This is a genomic window from Bathymodiolus thermophilus thioautotrophic gill symbiont, from assembly GCF_003711265.1.
Taxonomy (GTDB): Bacteria; Pseudomonadota; Gammaproteobacteria; order PS1; family Pseudothioglobaceae; genus Thiodubiliella.
In genome coordinates, this window is sequence record NZ_CP024634.1 from 2,548,405 (window position 1) to 2,566,628 (window position 18,224).

Consider the following 18,224-nt stretch of genomic DNA (forward strand, 5'->3'; position numbering starts at 1 on the left):
TAAAAACTCTTATTTTACTCAAACTACACTAGATTTTGTTTGTAAAATAACGCCATGCTAAAAGTAAAGGATATGCCTAAAACTAACCCCTACAAAGAAAAACTATCTTACCATTCTGACTGCGTGGAAGAGTCTTTTCAGATGGGGTCATTAGACCAATTCGAAACACAAGACTCTAATTATAAACACGGCAAACCTAATTTTACTTTTATTGATTTATTCGCAGGTATCGGTGGCTTTCACTTAGCTGCTGCAAATCTAGGTGGGCAATGTGTTTTTGCCAGCGAATTTGACGACAATGCTCGCAAAACTTATGAAGCAAACTTTTTAAAACACAACAAAGAACTGTTTTATTCAGGTAACTTTGCAGGCGATATTACCGAGGTTAATGAAAAAGATATACCTGATTTTGACTTTTTATTTGCAGGTTTTCCGTGTCAGCCTTTTTCTCAAGCTGGATTTAAAAAAGGCTTTAGCGAAACAAGGGGCACGCTATTTTTTAATATTGTAAAAATCATTCAAGAAAAGCAACCTAATGTCTTTTTTTTAGAAAATGTGAGGGGCTTATTGAGGCATGATGACGATAAAACCTTTGCAACTATAAAACAAGTTATTACCGAAAAATTAGGCTATTCATTTTTTTATAAAATTATTAAAGCCTCTGATTTTGGCTTGCCTCAACACAGACCAAGATTATTTATGGTTGGCTTTAAAGATAAAAATATAAACTTTAAATTTCCAGAAGCTCAAGCGTTAAAAACAACAATGTCCGATATTTGGAATGGACATTGTCCGAAAAAAATTGGTTACACGCTTAGAGTAGGTGGTAGAGGGTCGAAAATTGATGATAGAAGAAATTGGGATTCCTATATGGTTGATGGCAATATTAAAAAATTAAGTTCTAATGAAGGAAAAAAAATGCAAGGGTTGCCTAATCACTTTATTTTCCCAGTTTCTGAAACACAAGCCATGAAGCAATTAGGTAACTCTGTTGCTGTAGCAGCAATTCAAGCTGTAATAAAACAAATACTTGGTTATCTGGAGCCTGTGCATAAATATGAATAATCATCAAAAATCTACTTTTCACCCACTTGGCAATTTTTTAAACCTAGCCTCAGCTCTGCTAGGACAAGGTTTAAGAAAATCACCAAGTGGGCAAAAATTGAATTTTGCTAATCATCCATATTTATGCAAAGGTCTCTATTTATATGAAAATACAAAATTTGAAAGTGCGGGCAGTTCAAGGCATAATTATGGGAAAATTTACCAACAAGAGGGTGAAATGTATTTTAATTTAAACCTACAAATTAGATTTATAAAATAACAAACTAATATGCACATACACGAATACCAAGCAAAAACATTATTTAACCAATTTGACATTCAAACGCCTAAAGGGGTTTTGATTTCAACTGTAGAACAATCAAGCGAAGCTTGCTCAGAATTAGGGGGGAGCGTTTGGGTGGTAAAAGCCCAGGTTCATGCAGGTGGACGAGGCAAAGGGGGTGGGGTAATTTTATGTCGCTCAATGGCAGAGGTTGAAAGTGCGTCGGAAAAATTATTAGGTCTGCAGTTGGTTACACCACAGACTGATGCTAAAGGCCTGCCAGTTAGCCAGTTGCTGATTGAGGCAGGGCAAAATATTGAGCGGGAATTGTATTTGGGACTGTTGATTGATAGGCAGACGCAAAAAATTACTGTTTTAGCCTCTGTTGAAGGGGGAATGGACATTGAAAAAGTTGCCAGTGAAACGCCTGATAAAATCATTAAATTTGGCGTTGACCCATTGGGCAGTTTGTCTGTGCAAGATTGTACTTTGGTGGCGGAAAAATTAGGACTTAATGCTGATTTAACTCAGCAATTTAACACAACACTCTTGGGTTTGTATGAAATTTTTACCCAAAAAGATGTGAGTTTAATTGAAATCAACCCCCTTATTGTTACGACAGAAAATCAATTATTGGCATTGGATGGCAAAATTGATTTTGATGATAACGCCTTATATCGCCATGAGGATATTGCTAAGTTGCGCGATATTTCTCAAGAAGATAAAAAAGAACAACTTGCCAGCGAACACCAGCTTAACTATATTTCACTTAACGGCACCATCGGCTGTATGGTGAATGGCGCAGGGTTGGCGATGGCAACAATGGATTTAATCGAGCATTTTGGTGGCTCACCTGCTAATTTCTTAGATGTGGGTGGTGGCACAACGGCCAATCGTGTGGCAAAGGCTTTTGAACTGATCCAAACTGAGGCGAATGTTAAAGGTATTTTGGTGAATATTTTTGGTGGCATCGTGCGATGTGATTTAATCGCACAAGGGATATTGCAAGCGATTGAAACAGTCGGCTTAACTCTGCCAATCGTGGTGCGATTAGAAGGCACCAATGCCCCAGAAGGTTTAAATTTACTTGATAAATCTGAGTTTAATATCCATGTAGAGTCCGATTTAACCAAAGCCGCCATCAAGATTGTGACATTAACCAAGGAGACCTCCGAATGAGCGTTCTAATTGACAAAAATACACGAGTAATCACGCAAGGCTTTACTGGTAAACAAGGCACCTTCCACTCCGAACAATCCATTGCCTATGGCACGCAATTCGTCGGTGGCGTCACCCCAAACAAAGGCGGGCAAACACATTTAAACCTGCCTGTTTTTAACACGGTAGCAGAAGCCATGAGCGCAACAGGTGCCAATGCCAGCATGATTTATGTACCGCCTCAATTTGCCTACGCTTCAATACTTGAGGCCATCGAAGCACAAATGCCTGTAATTACTTGCATCACCGAAGGCATTCCCGTGCAAGATATGCTTAAAATCAAAGCCATTCTAAAAACTTCCGATTCCATTCTAATCGGCCCTAATTGCCCCGGCGTAATAACACCCGATGAATGCAAACTGGGCATTATGCCTGGTAATATCCACCAAGCTGGCAGTGTTGGCGTTATCTCTCGCTCAGGCACACTGACTTATGAAGCAGTACACCAAACCACACTAGCGGGTTTAGGGCAAAGCACCTGTATTGGCATTGGCGGCGACCCTATTCAAGGGATGAATTTCATCGATTGCCTCGCCTTATTTGAAGCAGACCCACAAACCCAATCCATCATCATGGTAGGTGAAATCGGCGGTTCAGCCGAAGAAGAAGCGGCGGAATACATCCAATCCCACATCTCCAAACCCGTCGTCTCCTACATTGCAGGACTCAGCGCACCCAAAGGCAAACGCATGGGTCATGCAGGCGCAGTAATCAGCGCAGGCAGTGGCAAAGCCATCGATAAAATCAATGCCCTAAAAAAAGTTGGCGTTGCCATCGCACCAACGCCTGCAACCATGGGCGAAACTTTGTTGAATATTTTAAAATGAAAAAACCTATTATTGTATTAGGCATCGGCGAATTGGGCAGCGTATTCGCCCGTGCCTTTTTAAAAAACAACCACCCTGTTTACCCCATCACAAGAACCACCGATATTGACGAACTACGCACATCCATTGACCCCGAATTTATCTTAATTTGTACAGGTGAAGCAGATTTACAATCTGCACTAAAATCCATCCCCAACGAATGGAAAGACCGTGTAGCCATGATGCAAAACGAACTCCTACCTCGTGATTGGACAGCACACAACCTCACAAACCCCACCATAATTTCAGTCTGGTTTGAAAAGAAAAAAGGCACAGATTCCAAAGTACTAATCTCATCCCCCACCTACGGCAAAAAAGCACAAATCCTAGTTGATGCTCTAGCCCTAATTGACATCCCCGCCCATATATTAACCTCTCCAGACGAATTATTATTCGAATTAGTCTTAAAAAATCTCTACATCCTAACCACCAACATTGCAGGCATATCCATCGAACCAAACGCAACCGTTGACACCTTACACAATCAACACCTAACCCTAATGCGCAATGTCTCAAACGACATTCTAACCCTCCAAACCCAACTCGCCAAACAAACCTTTGATGCCCAAAAATTAGAACAAGGCATGATAAAAGCCTTCCAAGGCGACTTAACACACCAATGCATGGGCAGATCCGCACCCGCAAGACTAAAGCGCACACTTGAATTGGCAAAATCGTTTAATTTATCTCTCCCAACCTTAGAGGATATTGCCGGTCAAACTCTTTAGTTTTTTTAAGCGAATCTGACCTAACAAGGCTGGGTTGGTGGTGGTTTCTATGGCAGTAAAGCCCACTCTCATTATCAGCCTGTATAAGCATAAGAAGACCCCTGCATAGCATCCCAAAACCAACCATCAAAACCCAAAACCCTCAATTTTTGACTTTTCAAAGTCAAAAAACATATAAAACCCAGCTTTCATTAAAAAAATCATCAATATCAACTATAAATCGCTCATTTTTTACTCTTTTTTGTACTGTTTCCACAAAAAAAGACACAATAATCCCTAGGTTGTATTTAATCCCTTGTTAATATAAACATTCGCCGCTCTAACTAGATTATAAGCAATAGCTTTAAGATTAACTTCGCTGGCAACTTTCTCTAAACCAATATAACGACTTCTTGCCAAACCATAAGTGCGTTTGAGCGTACCAAAGGTGCGTTCAACCACAAACCTTCTTTTGCTGATTGCTTTATTGCGTAATTTATTCCAATGACTCATTTGCTTGCCTTTGGGTTTTTTGCGCATAATACCATCTCTTAACTTTTGTGCTTTAAGTGCTTCACTATTAGCTTGAGAGGCTGCTCCTTTGTCGTATAAAACTCTTACGCCTTTTTGATTGCCTGCCTGTTTAACATTTTCTTCAAAATGAGTCATTTCACTATCATTAGCAGGGTGCGTAGTGGCTTTGTTAATTAATCCATTGGCATCAGTTGTTACTACTGATGAATATCCATAAGTGTATTTTCCCGCCTTAAATGTCCATCTTGCATCTTTATCATCTGAATATTGAATTGGGTTACTATCAATCTCATAAACCTCACCAGTTTTGTGTGTTGTAATAATCTTCTTAGTGCGTCTAGCACTTTGAATTAAGGTTGCATCCATGGCAACATGTTTGCCATTAGAGAGTTTGAGTTGATTATTCTCAAGCATAAGATTGATGCTACTCAAAAGTCTATCAAATAGATTTTGTTTGATTAGTTTGGTTCTAAATCTGCCAATGGTTGTAGCATCAGGTTTGTTGCCACTTAGGCTAAAGTTGCAAAAGTTAATAAAGACTAAATCTCTACTAAGACTATCAGCCAACTTCTCATCAGAGAGATTGTGCCATGTGCCTATTAATAGCGCTTTAAACAGACTAACAGCAGAATAGTCAACTTTAATATGAGACAGATCTTTGGCTATAACTTCCCAATCGATAACTTTGTTAATGATGTCTAGTTGGGAGTTTGGTATGTTGATAAAACTATCAGCAAAGGTTTGTTCTTGAGTGGTTTTAACTCGCATTTTTTTGTAAGTGTCTGATAATTATAGTATTTTATCATAAATGCTAATGTTTGCATAAGGTTTTGAGGGTTGATTTGTGATTTTTTGTTGGGTTTTTTAGTTTAATGCAGGGGTCTTATAAGGGTTGTTATAGTTAGAGGCGCATCTTTTAACAGCCATGGTCAAGCAGTATTTAAAAAAGAAACAAATATTACTCACCTGACATTGATGGGCATAAAGGTGGGACATGGAAAGAGCTTGATTTAAAAGGTAATGATAGAAGCGCTTTGGATGAAAATTTAAAAAGGATAGGTAAATAATGTTATGTGTTAACTTTGAAACTGCTATGGTTAATCAGGAATTTAAGGGATCAATACAAATTGATGATTTTTATGAAAGTTTTATATCCTCTAGTTTTATAAGTAAAGATAAGTATATGAAACAATGGAAAGAAGGAATGGAACTAATCAAATTTGAAAACAAATCCATGATTATTGTAGATTATTATGGACATGATCATAAATTTGAATTTTGCGGAGTTTGGTGGCTTCTTTACAAAACGAAACAAAAAATAATGATTTTAAATGGCTGGATACCTAAAACTATTAATGGAGAAAAATTTTCATTTGATAACTGGAAAAACTTTATACCTGATTATGAAGAATATTCTGATGGAGGGGAAACATCAGAATGGGTAACTAATTTACCACCCAAGCCAAAAGTTAAACAAGACTCCGATAAGATTTGTTTAGAGACCTTGGGTCGAAAAAGGTGGCCAAGGCCAAAGGGACGCTACCCTTTTATCGAATAGATGGCGAATAAGGGGGTACTACCCTTTTTATGATAAAACACCCAAATGCCACCGATATCATATCACCATTAGCTATGACGCCAACGGCAATCTAGCAAGTTATCAGAACACAACTTACCCTACAGTCAAAACCAAGTCGTGGCACAATGCGCCACCAGTAACTGTAATGGTCTAACAAACTTAGACACAAAAATAGCCTTATAATACAAAATATAAGGAGGTCAATAATGACAAACACAACACAAAGAAAAGAACGAATAAACTTTACAATTGAACAAAAATTGGATTACGCCAAACTGATGGCGCATGAGAACTACAGCGACAAAAAAATTATAGCAATCTCAGGCGCTAGATCTTCTGCAGTTACAAGATGGAGGAAGTAATACTTAGCAGAGATAAACGGAAATACACCCAAATCTGGCAAAGCCATGACCCCTGAACAACAAAAAATTCAATTACTCAAGAAACAACTATGGCGCTCGCAAAGAAACAATGAAATCTTAAAAAGGCAACAGCCTTGTTCGCAGTGGACAATCAAAACACACCATGATTACCAAAATAAACAAGGCTTGCAAACAATACAACACTAAGGAATTGTGCAAATTACTCAAACTTCCTCGCAGTAGTTATTACTATCAGGTCAAAGACAAGCCTGTCAATGATAATATCAATAGTATGATTAAATTTATCAAACTGAAACACTAATGAAACAAGCTAGTGTAGTCGCCATACACCCAAGAAAACGATATTATTACCCTGATTTTCTGGCACTACACATAAAAAGGCAAAGAATCTGTTAAATCGTGCGTTTGAGCAACAAACATTCAACACCCATTGGGTGGGTGATATTACCTATATCAAACTTATCAAGATTGGAGCTATTTAGCCAGTGTGCTGGATTTAAGTTTGAAACAAGTTGTCGGCTGGGCGTTATCAAAGCATCCTAATGCTCAATTATCTAAAGATGCATTGCAAATGTGCCATATCAAGACATCAGCCCAATACCAATAAACTTATGTTCCATTCAGATCGAGGCGTGCAATACTGTGCAAACATGTTTACACAGTATTGCAACAGCAAAAACATCATTCAAAGTATGAGCAGACGGGGCAACTGTTGGGATAATGCAGTGATGGAGCGATTTTTTAGAAGTCTCAAGACTGAAAGATTAAATTATCAAAGTTTTGCTAATCACCAAGAAGTGGTGGATAATGTAGAAAGTTATATCTACTTTTATAACTACAAAAGAATTCATTCGGCCATTGGGTATTTAACACCTGCTCAGAAAACAGCTGAATTGGAAAAAGTGGCTTGAAATGTGTCCAAGTAAATTACACCATTACAGAGAGGAAACATCAGAATGGGTAATTAATTTACCATCCAAGCCAAAAGTTAAACAAGACTCCGATAAAATTTGTTTAATATAAAAAAATTAGTGAAAATCAAAGGAGTTGGTATCACTTGATTTTATATATAATGGAAATTTCTATATAAAACCAACTAACGAACTAAACCCTTACACCCCAATCTTACCTATGACAATAGCGCCAGAATGACCAACAAAACCTATTCAAAACTCTTTAACCAACAAAGCAGTTACGATAACAACGATAATATTATTCAAGACACCATTAACTTTACCACTCAAAGTCATAAAAATTACCAATACGACCACCAAGACAGGCTCACTAAGGATAGCCATAACAACCATTATTTTGCTTATGACAAACTCGGTAACATCACCAGTACCAATCAAAATAATCAAGGTAATAATCAAAGCACTCAAACAGAAGCAAGAACAACTAATGACGACAATCAATACACCCAAATAACACAAAATAGCAACAGCATCAATATCACCATCAGCTATGACGCCAACGGCAATCTAGCAAGTTATCAGGACAAAACCTATACCTACGACCTACTCAATAGACTCACCAGCATCAGCCAAAACACCACCACAATTGTACAATACTACTACCTAAAAGATAGACTAGGCTCAGTAGTAGGCTTAATAAACAACAACCAACAGCTGGTAGAAAGCTACCACTACAATACCTTTGGCAAACTCACTATCAAAGACCACGACCAAAATATCATCCCCAAATCCAACTACAACAACCCCTACGCCTACACTGGCAGAAGATTTGACAACGAAAGCGGACTCTACTACTACAGAAACCGCTACTACCAACCCAGCCTAGCAAGGTTCATCTCCCAAGACCCCAAAGGCTATATTGACGGCTACAACCTCTACGCTTATGTAAAAAACAACCCGCTTAGATATACCGATCCATTTGGCACTACTGCACAACAAGCCAATTACGATTATCAGGAAGAGTGGAACAATTGGGACAATGATAATGACTGGGATAGTTTTAATGATACTAGTTATTGGGATGATGGCAATAACAATAGCAGTCAAGACAATCCTGGCACCACCACTACTATAGGTGAAAATAATGGTATTATCAACACTATTGGCACTACCCTTACTAAAAGTGTAAATCAGTTAAGCGAGATTTTAGATGTTGTAACATCTGGTGCGAGTAGGAAAGTTGGCCCTAGTTATGGAATACATGCAAAAGGGAAACTGGGGCCATTTAAGGTTGGTGCTGGTGGCGCCAAACTTAATTCTAAGGGCTTGTCTACTTGGGGTAAATCAACGACAGATATTGAATTGAGTGCTTTCAAATACGGTGGCCGTGCTTATTTATGGGATATTGATATTGACTCAAGTGGTGTTAATAATATTGATATATTGGGAATTGCCAAGCCAACTTGGGACTGGTCTATTGGAGCAGGGGTAACTTTTCCACCTTATTCAGTTGAAGTTGAATACGACTTTCAGCCGCTGAAAGAGTATATTTACAATCAGTGGAATGAATGGATTTCAGAATGAGCACTTACCATTTATCACCGAAATTAAAAAAGTTTTTTCATTTATGCTACAGATCTACATTTTATTTGTTTTTATTTTATTTTATTTTTTTCTTAGTCTTTATCGGTATTATGTTTACAATTGCAACATCTAGGGCAGATCTAAAAGCAATGGAAAGCAATCAAATACTTCTTGGTGTGACTTATGTTTACAGTATTTTTTTACTATTTTGTATTGTAAGTATGGCGTTTTATGCATTTGGCTATTTATGGCAATTGTGGCAAGAAAATCAAAAAAAAGAAGCGCTCAAGGGGCTAGTTATCTTTATGTTTATGACTATGGGGACTGGATATATATGGTTTTATTATTCTGAAATAAAAAAGCGAAAAATTCGTATGAAGTTCCCCCCCTATCCTAAAGAACTAAAAAAAGATGTAACTAATCAACCCTTAAAAACCTCAAACCAAAAATCCAAAAAAATCCAAAGAATGTGAGAATAAAGAGAATAAGGGGTTGTAATGGTTCAACAAACTTAGGCACAAAAATAGCCTTATAATACAAAATATAAGGAGGTCAATAATGACAAACACAACACAAAGAAAAGAACGAATAAACTTTACAATTGAACAAAAATTGGATTACGCCAAACTGATGGCGCATGAGAACTACAGCAACAAAAAAATTATAGCAATCTCAGGCACTGGATCTTCTGCAGTTACAAGATGGGGGAAGTAATACTTGGCAGAGATAAACGGAAATACACCCAAATCTGGCAAAGCCATGACCCCTGAACAACAAGAAATTCAATTACTCAAGAAACAACTATGGCGCTTGCAAAGAGACAATGAAACAAGCTAATGTAGTCGCCATACGCCCAAGAAAACGCTATTAGAATCTGTTAAATCGTGCGTTTGAGCAACAAACATTCAACACCCATTGGGTGGGTGGTATTACCTACATCAAAACTTATCAAGGTTGGAGCTATTTAGCCAGTGTTGGATTTAAGTTTGAAACAAGTTGTCGGCTGGGCGTTATCAAAGCATCCTAATGCTCAATTATCTAAAGATGCATTGCAAATGTGCCATATCAAGACATCAGCCCAATACCAATAAACTTATGTTCCATTCAAATCAAGGCATGCAATACTGTGCAAACATGTTTACACAGTATTGAAACAGCAAAAACATCATTCAAAGTATGAGCAGACGGGGCAACTGTTGGGATAATAAGACCCCTGCATAGCACCCTAAAACCAACCATCAAAACCCAAAACCCTCAATTTTTGACTTTTCAAAGTCAAAAAACATATAAAATCCAGCTTTCATTAAAAAAATCATCAATATCAACTATAAATCGCTCATTTTTTACTCTTTTTTGTACTGTTTCCACAAAAAAAAACACAATAATCCCTAGGCTGTATTTAATCCCTTGTTAATATAAACATTCGCCGCTCTAACTAGATTATAAGCAATAGCTTTAAGATTAACTTCGCTGGCAACTTTCTCTAAACCAATATAACGACTTCTTGCCAAACCATAAGTGCGTTTGAGCGTACCAAAGGTGCGTTCAACCACAAACCTTCTTTTGCTGATTGCTTTATTGCGTAATTTATTCCAATGACTCATTTGCTTGCCTTTGGGTTTTTTGCGCATAATACCATCTCTTAACTTTTGTGCTTTAAGTGCTTCACTATTAGCTTGAGAGGCTGCTCCTTTGTCGTATAAAACTCTTACGCCTTTTTGATTGCCTGCCTGTTTAACATTTTCTTCAAAATGAGTCATTTCACTATCATTAGCAGGGTGCGTAGTGGCTTTGTTAATTAATCCATTGGCATCAGTTGTTACTACTGATGAATATCCATAAGTGTATTTTCCCGCCTTAAATGTCCATCTTGCATCTTTATCATCTGAATATTGAATTGGGTTACTATCAATCTCATAAACCTCACCAGTTTTGTGTGTTGTAATAATCTTCTTAGTGCGTCTAGCACTTTGAATTAAGGTTGCATCCATGGCAACATGTTTGCCATTAGAGAGTTTGAGTTGATTGTTCTCAAGCATAAGATTGATGCTACTCAAAAGTCTATCAAATAGATTTTGTTTGATTAGTTTGGTTCTAAATCTGCCAATGGTTGTGGCATCAGGTTTGTTGCCACTTAGGCTAAAGTTGCAAAAGTTAATAAAGACTAAATCTCTACTAAGACTATCAGCCAACTTCTCATCAGAGAGATTGTGCCATGTGCCTATTAATAGCGCTTTAAACAGACTAACAGCAGAATAGTCAACTTTAATATGAGACAGATCTTTGGTTATAACTTCCCAATCGATAACTTTGTTAATGATGTCTAGTTGGGAGTTTGGTATGTTGATAAAACTATCAGCAAAGGTTTGTTCTTGAGTGGTTTTAACTCGCATTTTTTTGTAAGTGTCTGATAATTATAGTATTTTATCATAAATGCTAATGTTTGCATAAGGTTTTGAGGGTTAATTTGTGATTTTTTGTTGGGTTTTTTAGTTTAATGCAGGGGTCTTATAATGCAGTGATGGAGCGATTTTTTAGAAGTCTCAAGACTGAAAGATTAAATTATCAAAGTTTTGCTAATCACCAAGAAGTGGTGGATAATGTAGAAAGTTATATCTACTTTTATAACTACAAAAGAATTCATTCGGCCATTGGGTATTTAACACCTGCTCAGAAAACAGCTGAATTGGAAAAAGTGGCTTGAAATGTGTCCAAGTAAATTACACCATTACAGAGAGGAAACATCAGAATGGGTAATTAATTTACCATCCAAGCCAAAAGTTAAACAAGACTCCGATAAAATTTGTTTAATATAAAAAAATTAGTGAAAATCAAAGGAGTTGGTATCACTTGATTTTATATATAATGGAAATTTCTATATAAAACCAACTAACGAACCAAACCCTTACACCTCAATCTTACCTATGACAATAGCGCCAGAATGACCAACAAAACCTATTCAAAACTCTTTAACCAACAAAGCAGTTACGATAACAACGATAATATTATTCAAGACACCATTAACTTTACCACTCAAAGTCATAAAAATTACCAATACGACCACCAAGACAGGCTCACTAAGGATAGCCATAACAACCATTATTTTGCTTATGACAAACTCGGTAACATCACCAGTACCAATCAAAATAATCAAGGTAATAATCAAGGCACTCAAACAGAAGCAAGAACAACTAATGACGACAATCAATACACCCAAATAACCCAAACACAAAATAGCAACGGCAATAGCGTCAATATCACCATCAGCTATGACGCCAACGGCAATCTAGCAAGTTATCAGGACAAAACCTATACCTACGACCTACTCAATAGACTCACCAGCATCAGCCAAAACACCACCACAATTGCACAATACTACTATGACGCACAAAACAGGAGAGTGCAAAAAGTATTGCAAAATAGCAACAGTAACAACAACACAACCACCACAACCTACCTCTACAACCAAAACCAAGTCGTAGCACAATACACCAGTAACGCCAACGACATTAGCAACATAGAACCAAGCGTAGAGTTCATCTACTCCAACAAACAAGACGACCCAATCGCCCTGATAACCAACCAACAAACCTACTACTACCTAAAAGATAGACTAGGCTCAGTAGTAGGCTTAATAAACAACAACCAACAGCTGGTAGAAAGCTACCACTACAATACCTTTGGCAAACTCACTATCAAAGACCACGACCAAAATATCATCCCCAAATCCAACTACAACAACCCCTACGCCTACACTGGCAGAAGATTTGACAACGAAAGCGGACTCTACTACTACAGAAACCGCTACTACCAACCCAGCCTAGCAAGGTTCATCTCCCAAGACCCCAAAGGCTATATTGACGGCTACAACCTCTACGCTTATGTAAAGAACAACCCGCTTAGATATACCGATCCATTTGGCACTACTGCACAACAAACCAATTACGATTATCAGGAAGAGTGGAACAATTGGGACAATGATGACAACTGGGACAATCTTGGCAATACTAGTTATTGGGATGATGGTGACGACAATAGTAGCAATTCCACTCCTAAAACAGGTGGAAACCTGCCAAGTAACACCTTAAACCTTGTCGTTCCAATAAAGGGTAAAAGTTCAGACAATCATTTAGTAGATAGTCAAAAGAATAAAACAATATCACAAAATAACCATGTTGGAAAATGGATTATTAACGATATAAGTATAAATAAAATACAAAGTACATTACAATTTTTAGGAAATAGGATTTACCAAGCAAAGAAGTATAAACCCCCAGGACAAGAAGATCTTTGGAATACAACCAGAAATGTAACCCAAATTTGGATCCCATTAACGACTGAAGAATTAAAGGGTAATAATAATCTAGATAATCTCGCGAATTATAAGTACGGAGTAACCAAAAAAACTACACAAAGATACTTAAAAGGCAGGGACGAATGGTCGTTAACAGGTAAATCTTGGTATTGGCAACCAGGAGTTAAAGATGAAGAGTATGAGTTTAAAAAGTGAAAATATATTGAGATTTTGGGGGGCGTTGGACTTATTTTTTATATTAATAATGCTTTATAGAGACATTGAATCCGGTTTAATTCCATATTATTCGTATATTGTAAATTCGATAAATATTATAGATAGTTATGGTAATAATCTTCCAATTGCATTCTTTTTATCCGCCATAATTTTACAACTATCTATTATATCTTCTGCTGTATTGTTATTGCTCAATCATCGGTGGGCAAAAATATTATGTTACAGTCAAATTCCATTTAGATTATTTTTAGTAGTGCCATCCATTCCTTTTATTTTAGAATTAGGCTCTAAAGTATTCAATAATAATGCTTATGCCGCCGTGATTTTATTATTACTATCTGAGATTGTGAAATTTATATCGCTATATAGAAAATTATAAACCCCCAGTAATTTCAGACAACAATTTAATTTTCTTACTTTAAGCCCATTAAACTAAACAAAAAACGGAGTAAAAAATGAGCACCTCATTCCCAAACTCCGCTTGGAAATACATAAACCACCGCCAACAAAAAACCACCTCCTGGCAACCCTCACCCAACCCAATGGCACCCTTATTAGCTGCATCTATAAGAATAAGGGGTGCTACCTTTTTGATGACAAAATACTCAAATGCCAAGACAAGCCAGAAGCATATTTGCCAACATTCCACACCACATAATCCAAAGAGGTGATCGCAATTGTGATGTATTTTTCAAAAAAAGTGGTAGCGCCCTTTTTTTCGGCATAGAAACCCACAAACATTATGACAACTACCAAAACCTTATTCACCTCTCTCAAGAAAACGCCCATTATTATCAATACGACAATGCCAATCGCCTTACTCAAACCACCGATGCCTTAGGCAACATCAGCACCCAAGATTACGACAACTTTGGCAATACAATTAGCGCCACTCAAGCACTAGGCACAAGTGCCGAAGTTACAACTTACTTCAACTATGGCAACAACATTTACCGCACCTACAACGCCCTCAACCAAATGATCAGTAGCAAACAACCACCTATACCTACGATACCAACGGCAACCTAACAACCCTCACCCAACCCAATAGCACCCAGATTAGTCACATCTACGACAGCCTCAATCGCAAAACCCAAGTCAACAATACCTTAGCACAGACCTTAATTATGATAAACTTTCCCGCATGACCCGTGCAACAGACCACAACCCCCAACAACAAGACAGCAATATCCAACAAAAAACCAATACCATTACCTATCGTTATAACGCCCTAAGTCAAGTCACCAATGAAACCCAAAACGGCAAAAGCGTCAGCGTTAGTTACGACAACAGCCAAAACCCAACCAGAATCCGCTACAACGCCCAACTCACCATCAGCAAAAGCTACAACTACTACAACCGACTAAGCACAATAGAATACCAAAACAATAACATCGCCAGCTTTAACTACAACGCCGATAAACCCATAGCACTTATCAAAAACCAAAAAATCTACTACTACCTCAAAAACCACCTCGGCTCTATCATCGCCCTAACCAACAACACTTGCCTATTAGAAATCTACGAATACAACGCCTTTGGCAAACTCACCATCAAAAACCACAACCAAAATATCATCCCCAAATCCAACTACAACAACCCCTACACCTACACCGGCAGAAGATTCGACAACGAAAGCGGACTCTACTACTACAAAAACCGCTACTACCAACCCAGCCTAGCAAGGTTCATCTCCCAAGACCCCAAAGGCTATATTGACGGCTACAACCTCTACGCTTACGCAAAGAACAACCCACTTAAATACACCGACCCATTTGGCACTACTGCACAACAAACCAATTACGATTATCAGGAAGAGTGGAACAATTGGGACAATGATGACAACTGGGGCAATCTTGGTGATACTAGTTATTGGGATGATGGTGACGACAATAATGGTAATAGTCAAAACAATCTTAGTATCACCCCTGCTACAGATATAGATGACTGGCGGAGTGGTGTCTCAAACTCTGTTGCTCCAATAACAAATGCCCCGCCAATGGAAAGCGGAAGTTCAGGTAATCATTTGGTAGGCAGCCAAGAAAATAGTTATTTTGGGCTGAATACTGATAGCAATCTTGGGGCAGGTGGTACGGCTAAAGACACAGTTCCAGTATTTAGCAAGAGTAATTTATCTAAATATATTCAAATCTCTCAAGAAAAATTTAAACAAGATAAATGGAAAGCTATTACTGGTAATTATTTCAACACCAACAAAGTGGTTACAATAGATTCTAGGAAAATAGCTGTGGTATTAAATAGTACAGCGTTTCCTCCAACTTTCCAACAAAGAATATCGGTAGAAGCACTTATTTTACATAGGGATACCGTGCAAACTAGTGTCGCCTATCCAGGTTTTTTTAAGCGCAAAGACTGGAGGTTTACTGGCAGTAATTTTCCAAGACCTATAATATATCAAGCACCAAAAGATAGTCGCTGGCGTATATCTTCTCCAAGACAAGCTCATCAGCATAATAATATTTCTCAATCATGGTTCAATGCCTATGTCCCTAAATAAAATATTCATATTTACACTGTTAACCATAAGTTTTAACTTGTCTTATGCTAATAATACTACCAAATACAAAGCATACGAATGCATTAGTTACATTCATTTTGATTGGGACGATTACAAAGGTGACAAAACCAAGATTTTTAACAAAACTAGAGAATACGACATTCAATACAACATGTTATTGTTTGTAAGTAGTTACAATATAAAACTTTCAGGAGATAGGTTTATAAAAGATGACTCAGGTATGTATTTATTATATGATGATAATTGTGAAAAAAAAACACAAATGAGTGAGAAAATTATGCAATATTATAAAAAAAATATTAAAAATTGGCCAAAGTATTTTGTAACCAATGCTATTATTGCACCAAATGTCAATTATTTTAACTAAAGGCAATCAAAAGGTCAGTATCACTTGATTTTATGCATAAAATATAAAACCCCAGCAATCTCAAACAACAATTTAATTTTCCTTATTTCAAACCCGCTAAACTAAACAAAAAAATCGGAGTAAAAAAATGAGTAAAAAACGAACTAAATACACCTCTGCATTCAAGACTAAACTCGTGCTTGAACTATTGCAAAACGAACAAACCTTAGTGCAGATTGCTAGCAAGCATAACATCCTTCCTCAGAACCTACAAAATTAAAAAAAAGCTTTCTTGCTAACGCAGAAATTGCCATGGAGCCCTCTAAAGCTGTTAAAGAATACAAAGAAGAACTTGTCAAAGCACAGCAACAGAATGAGCGTCTAACTACCCTAGTAGGCAAAGTAACAGTAGAGAAGTGGTTGGCAAAAAAGCTAAAAAGCTTGGACTCATCTAATCTCAAGCAGTTAGTTGATTTCAAGCCATCTTCATCCTCTTTATCCGTTAATTATCAATGTCAATTATTGAGCATTAACAGAAGTGAAGACCCCTGCATTAAACTAAAAAACCCAACAAAAAATCACAAATCAACCCTCAAAACCTTATGCAAACATTAGCATTTATGATAAAATACTATAATTATCAGACACTTACAAAAAAAATGCGAGTTAAAACCACTCAAGAACAAACCTTTGCTGATAGTTTTATCAACATACCAAACTCCCAACTAGACATCATTAACAAAGTTATCGATTGGGAAGTTATAGCCAAAGATCTGTCTCATATTAAAGTTGACTATTCTGCTGTTAGTCTGTTTAAAGCGCTATTAATAGGCACATGGCACAATCTCTCTGATGAGAAGTTGGCTGATAGTCTTAGTAGAGATTTAGTCTTTATTAACTTTTGCAACTTTAGCCTAAGTGGCAACAAACCTGATGCTACAACCATTGGCAGATTTAGAACCAAACTAATCAAACAAAATCTATTTGATAGACTTTTGAGTAGCATCAATCTTATGCTTGAGAATAATCAACTCAAACTCTCTAATGGCAAACATGTTGCCATGGATGCAACCTTAATTCAAAGTGCTAGACGCACTAAGAAGATTATTACAACACACAAAACTGGTGAGGTTTATGAGATTGATAGTAACCCAATTCAATATTCAGATGATAAAGATGCAAGATGGACATTTAAGGCGGGAAAATACACTTATGGATATTCATCAGTAGTAACAACTGATGCCAATGGATTAATTAACAAAGCCACTACGCACCCTGCTAATGATAGTGAAATGACTCATTTTGAAGAAAATGTTAAACAGGCAGGCAATCAAAAAGGCGTAAGAGTTTTATACGACAAAGGAGCAGCCTCTCAAGCTAATAGTGAAGCACTTAAAGCACAAAAGTTAAGAGATGGTATTATGCGCAAAAAACCCAAAGGCAAGCAAATGAGTCATTGGAATAAATTACGCAATAAAGCAATCAGCAAAAGAAGGTTTGTGGTTGAACGCACCTTTGGTACGCTCAAACGCACTTATGGTTTGGCAAGAAGTCGTTATATTGGTTTAGAGAAAGTTGCCAGCGAAGTTAATCTTAAAGCTATTGCTTATAATCTAGTTAGAGCGGCGAATGTTTATATTAACAAGGGATTAAATACAGCCTAGGGATTATTGTGTTTTTTTTTGTGGAAACAGTA

At 37.2% G+C, this 18,224-nt stretch carries 18 protein-coding genes and 4 pseudogenes; 20 read left to right on the forward strand and 2 right to left on the reverse strand.

Annotated features, from left to right (window positions below; all coding sequences use genetic code 11):
• Positions 1-54 precede the first annotated feature (54 nt).
• From MS2017_RS09370 to MS2017_RS09390, 5 genes are read left to right on the forward strand one after another with little or no spacing between them, the layout of a single operon-like run.
• Entirely contained in the window at positions 55-1,065 is a 1,011-nt protein-coding gene (locus tag MS2017_RS09370) for a DNA cytosine methyltransferase (protein WP_241156926.1), read from the forward strand.
• On the forward strand, positions 1,058-1,324 hold the full coding sequence (locus MS2017_RS09375) for an HpaII family restriction endonuclease (protein ID WP_122951999.1): 267 nt from the start codon (positions 1,058-1,060) through the stop codon (positions 1,322-1,324). Before MS2017_RS09370 ends, MS2017_RS09375 begins: the two co-directional genes overlap by 8 nt.
• A gap of 9 nt (positions 1,325-1,333) precedes the next feature.
• The gene (gene sucC, locus MS2017_RS09380) at positions 1,334-2,506 is read left to right on the forward strand and encodes an ADP-forming succinate--CoA ligase subunit beta (RefSeq protein WP_071565123.1); all 1,173 of its coding nucleotides are present in this window, start codon (positions 1,334-1,336) and stop codon (positions 2,504-2,506) included.
• The gene (sucD, locus tag MS2017_RS09385) at positions 2,503-3,372 is read left to right on the forward strand and encodes a succinate--CoA ligase subunit alpha (protein ID WP_071565122.1); all 870 of its coding nucleotides are present in this window, start codon (positions 2,503-2,505) and stop codon (positions 3,370-3,372) included. Before sucC ends, sucD begins: the two co-directional genes overlap by 4 nt.
• Complete coding sequence (locus MS2017_RS09390) at positions 3,369-4,139, forward strand: hypothetical protein (protein ID WP_122952000.1); 771 nt, start codon at positions 3,369-3,371, stop codon at positions 4,137-4,139. The genes sucD and MS2017_RS09390 overlap by 4 nt, the downstream gene beginning before the upstream one ends.
• 276 nt (positions 4,140-4,415) lie before the next feature.
• Here MS2017_RS09390 and MS2017_RS09395 read toward each other — a convergent pair whose 3' ends face one another.
• Complete coding sequence (locus MS2017_RS09395) at positions 4,416-5,420, reverse strand: IS5 family transposase (protein WP_122950936.1); 1,005 nt, start codon at positions 5,418-5,420, stop codon at positions 4,416-4,418.
• Between the two features lie 188 nt (positions 5,421-5,608).
• Between MS2017_RS09395 and MS2017_RS11945 the strand changes: the two are divergent.
• From MS2017_RS11945 to MS2017_RS11950, 7 genes and pseudogenes are all read left to right on the forward strand, one after another.
• Positions 5,609-5,719 (forward strand): annotated as a pseudogene (locus tag MS2017_RS11945) (hypothetical protein); the annotation flags it as partial.
• A complete protein-coding gene (locus MS2017_RS09405) occupies positions 5,719-6,210 on the forward strand; it encodes a hypothetical protein (protein WP_122952001.1) in 492 nt (163 codons plus the stop codon). The pseudogene MS2017_RS11945 and the gene MS2017_RS09405, both read left to right, overlap by 1 nt.
• A 227-nt stretch (positions 6,211-6,437) precedes the next feature.
• Positions 6,438-7,525 (forward strand): annotated as a pseudogene (locus MS2017_RS09410) (IS3 family transposase).
• Between the two features lie 237 nt (positions 7,526-7,762).
• A complete protein-coding gene (locus MS2017_RS09415) occupies positions 7,763-9,112 on the forward strand; it encodes an RHS repeat-associated core domain-containing protein (RefSeq protein ID WP_122952002.1) in 1,350 nt (449 codons plus the stop codon).
• Positions 9,113-9,261: 149 nt separating this feature from the next.
• Positions 9,262-9,585 carry a hypothetical protein gene (locus MS2017_RS09420; protein WP_164707692.1) on the forward strand — a complete coding sequence of 108 codons (324 nt, stop codon included), beginning with the start codon at positions 9,262-9,264 and terminating at the stop codon, positions 9,583-9,585.
• 85 nt (positions 9,586-9,670) lie between these two features.
• Positions 9,671-9,826 carry a hypothetical protein gene (locus MS2017_RS11525; RefSeq protein WP_164707693.1) on the forward strand — a complete coding sequence of 52 codons (156 nt, stop codon included), beginning with the start codon at positions 9,671-9,673 and terminating at the stop codon, positions 9,824-9,826.
• Positions 9,827-9,983: 157 nt separating this feature from the next.
• Positions 9,984-10,261 (forward strand): annotated as a pseudogene (locus MS2017_RS11950) (DDE-type integrase/transposase/recombinase); the annotation flags it as partial.
• A 239-nt stretch (positions 10,262-10,500) separates the two neighbouring features.
• On the opposite strand, the gene MS2017_RS09425 reads toward MS2017_RS11950, so the two are convergent.
• Positions 10,501-11,505, reverse strand: a complete 1,005-nt coding sequence (locus MS2017_RS09425) for an IS5 family transposase (protein ID WP_122951693.1) — start codon at positions 11,503-11,505, stop codon at positions 10,501-10,503.
• 119 nt (positions 11,506-11,624) lie between these two features.
• On the opposite strand from MS2017_RS09425, the pseudogene MS2017_RS09430 reads away from it, so the two are divergent.
• The 8 genes and pseudogenes from MS2017_RS09430 to MS2017_RS09475 form a co-directional block, all read left to right on the forward strand.
• Positions 11,625-11,816: pseudogene (locus tag MS2017_RS09430) on the forward strand (integrase core domain-containing protein); the annotation flags it as partial.
• A gap of 237 nt (positions 11,817-12,053) precedes the next feature.
• Complete coding sequence (locus tag MS2017_RS09435) at positions 12,054-13,622, forward strand: RHS repeat-associated core domain-containing protein (RefSeq protein ID WP_122952005.1); 1,569 nt, start codon at positions 12,054-12,056, stop codon at positions 13,620-13,622.
• Entirely contained in the window at positions 13,606-14,022 is a 417-nt protein-coding gene (locus MS2017_RS09440; RefSeq protein WP_164707694.1) for a hypothetical protein, read from the forward strand. The genes MS2017_RS09435 and MS2017_RS09440 overlap by 17 nt, the downstream gene beginning before the upstream one ends.
• Before the next feature lie 230 nt (positions 14,023-14,252).
• Complete coding sequence (locus tag MS2017_RS09445) at positions 14,253-14,672, forward strand: RHS repeat protein (RefSeq protein WP_122952007.1); 420 nt, start codon at positions 14,253-14,255, stop codon at positions 14,670-14,672.
• A gap of 115 nt (positions 14,673-14,787) precedes the next feature.
• Positions 14,788-16,161 carry an RHS repeat domain-containing protein gene (locus MS2017_RS09455; RefSeq protein ID WP_122952008.1) on the forward strand — a complete coding sequence of 458 codons (1,374 nt, stop codon included), beginning with the start codon at positions 14,788-14,790 and terminating at the stop codon, positions 16,159-16,161.
• Between the two features lie 37 nt (positions 16,162-16,198).
• A complete protein-coding gene (locus tag MS2017_RS09460) occupies positions 16,199-16,549 on the forward strand; it encodes a hypothetical protein (protein ID WP_164707695.1) in 351 nt (116 codons plus the stop codon).
• Between the two features lie 291 nt (positions 16,550-16,840).
• Complete coding sequence (locus tag MS2017_RS09470; RefSeq protein WP_122952010.1) at positions 16,841-17,143, forward strand: hypothetical protein; 303 nt, start codon at positions 16,841-16,843, stop codon at positions 17,141-17,143.
• A gap of 44 nt (positions 17,144-17,187) precedes the next feature.
• Positions 17,188-18,192 (forward strand): IS5 family transposase, encoded by a 1,005-nt coding sequence (locus tag MS2017_RS09475; protein WP_122951164.1) that lies wholly within the window; start codon positions 17,188-17,190, stop codon positions 18,190-18,192.
• Positions 18,193-18,224 lie beyond the last annotated feature (32 nt).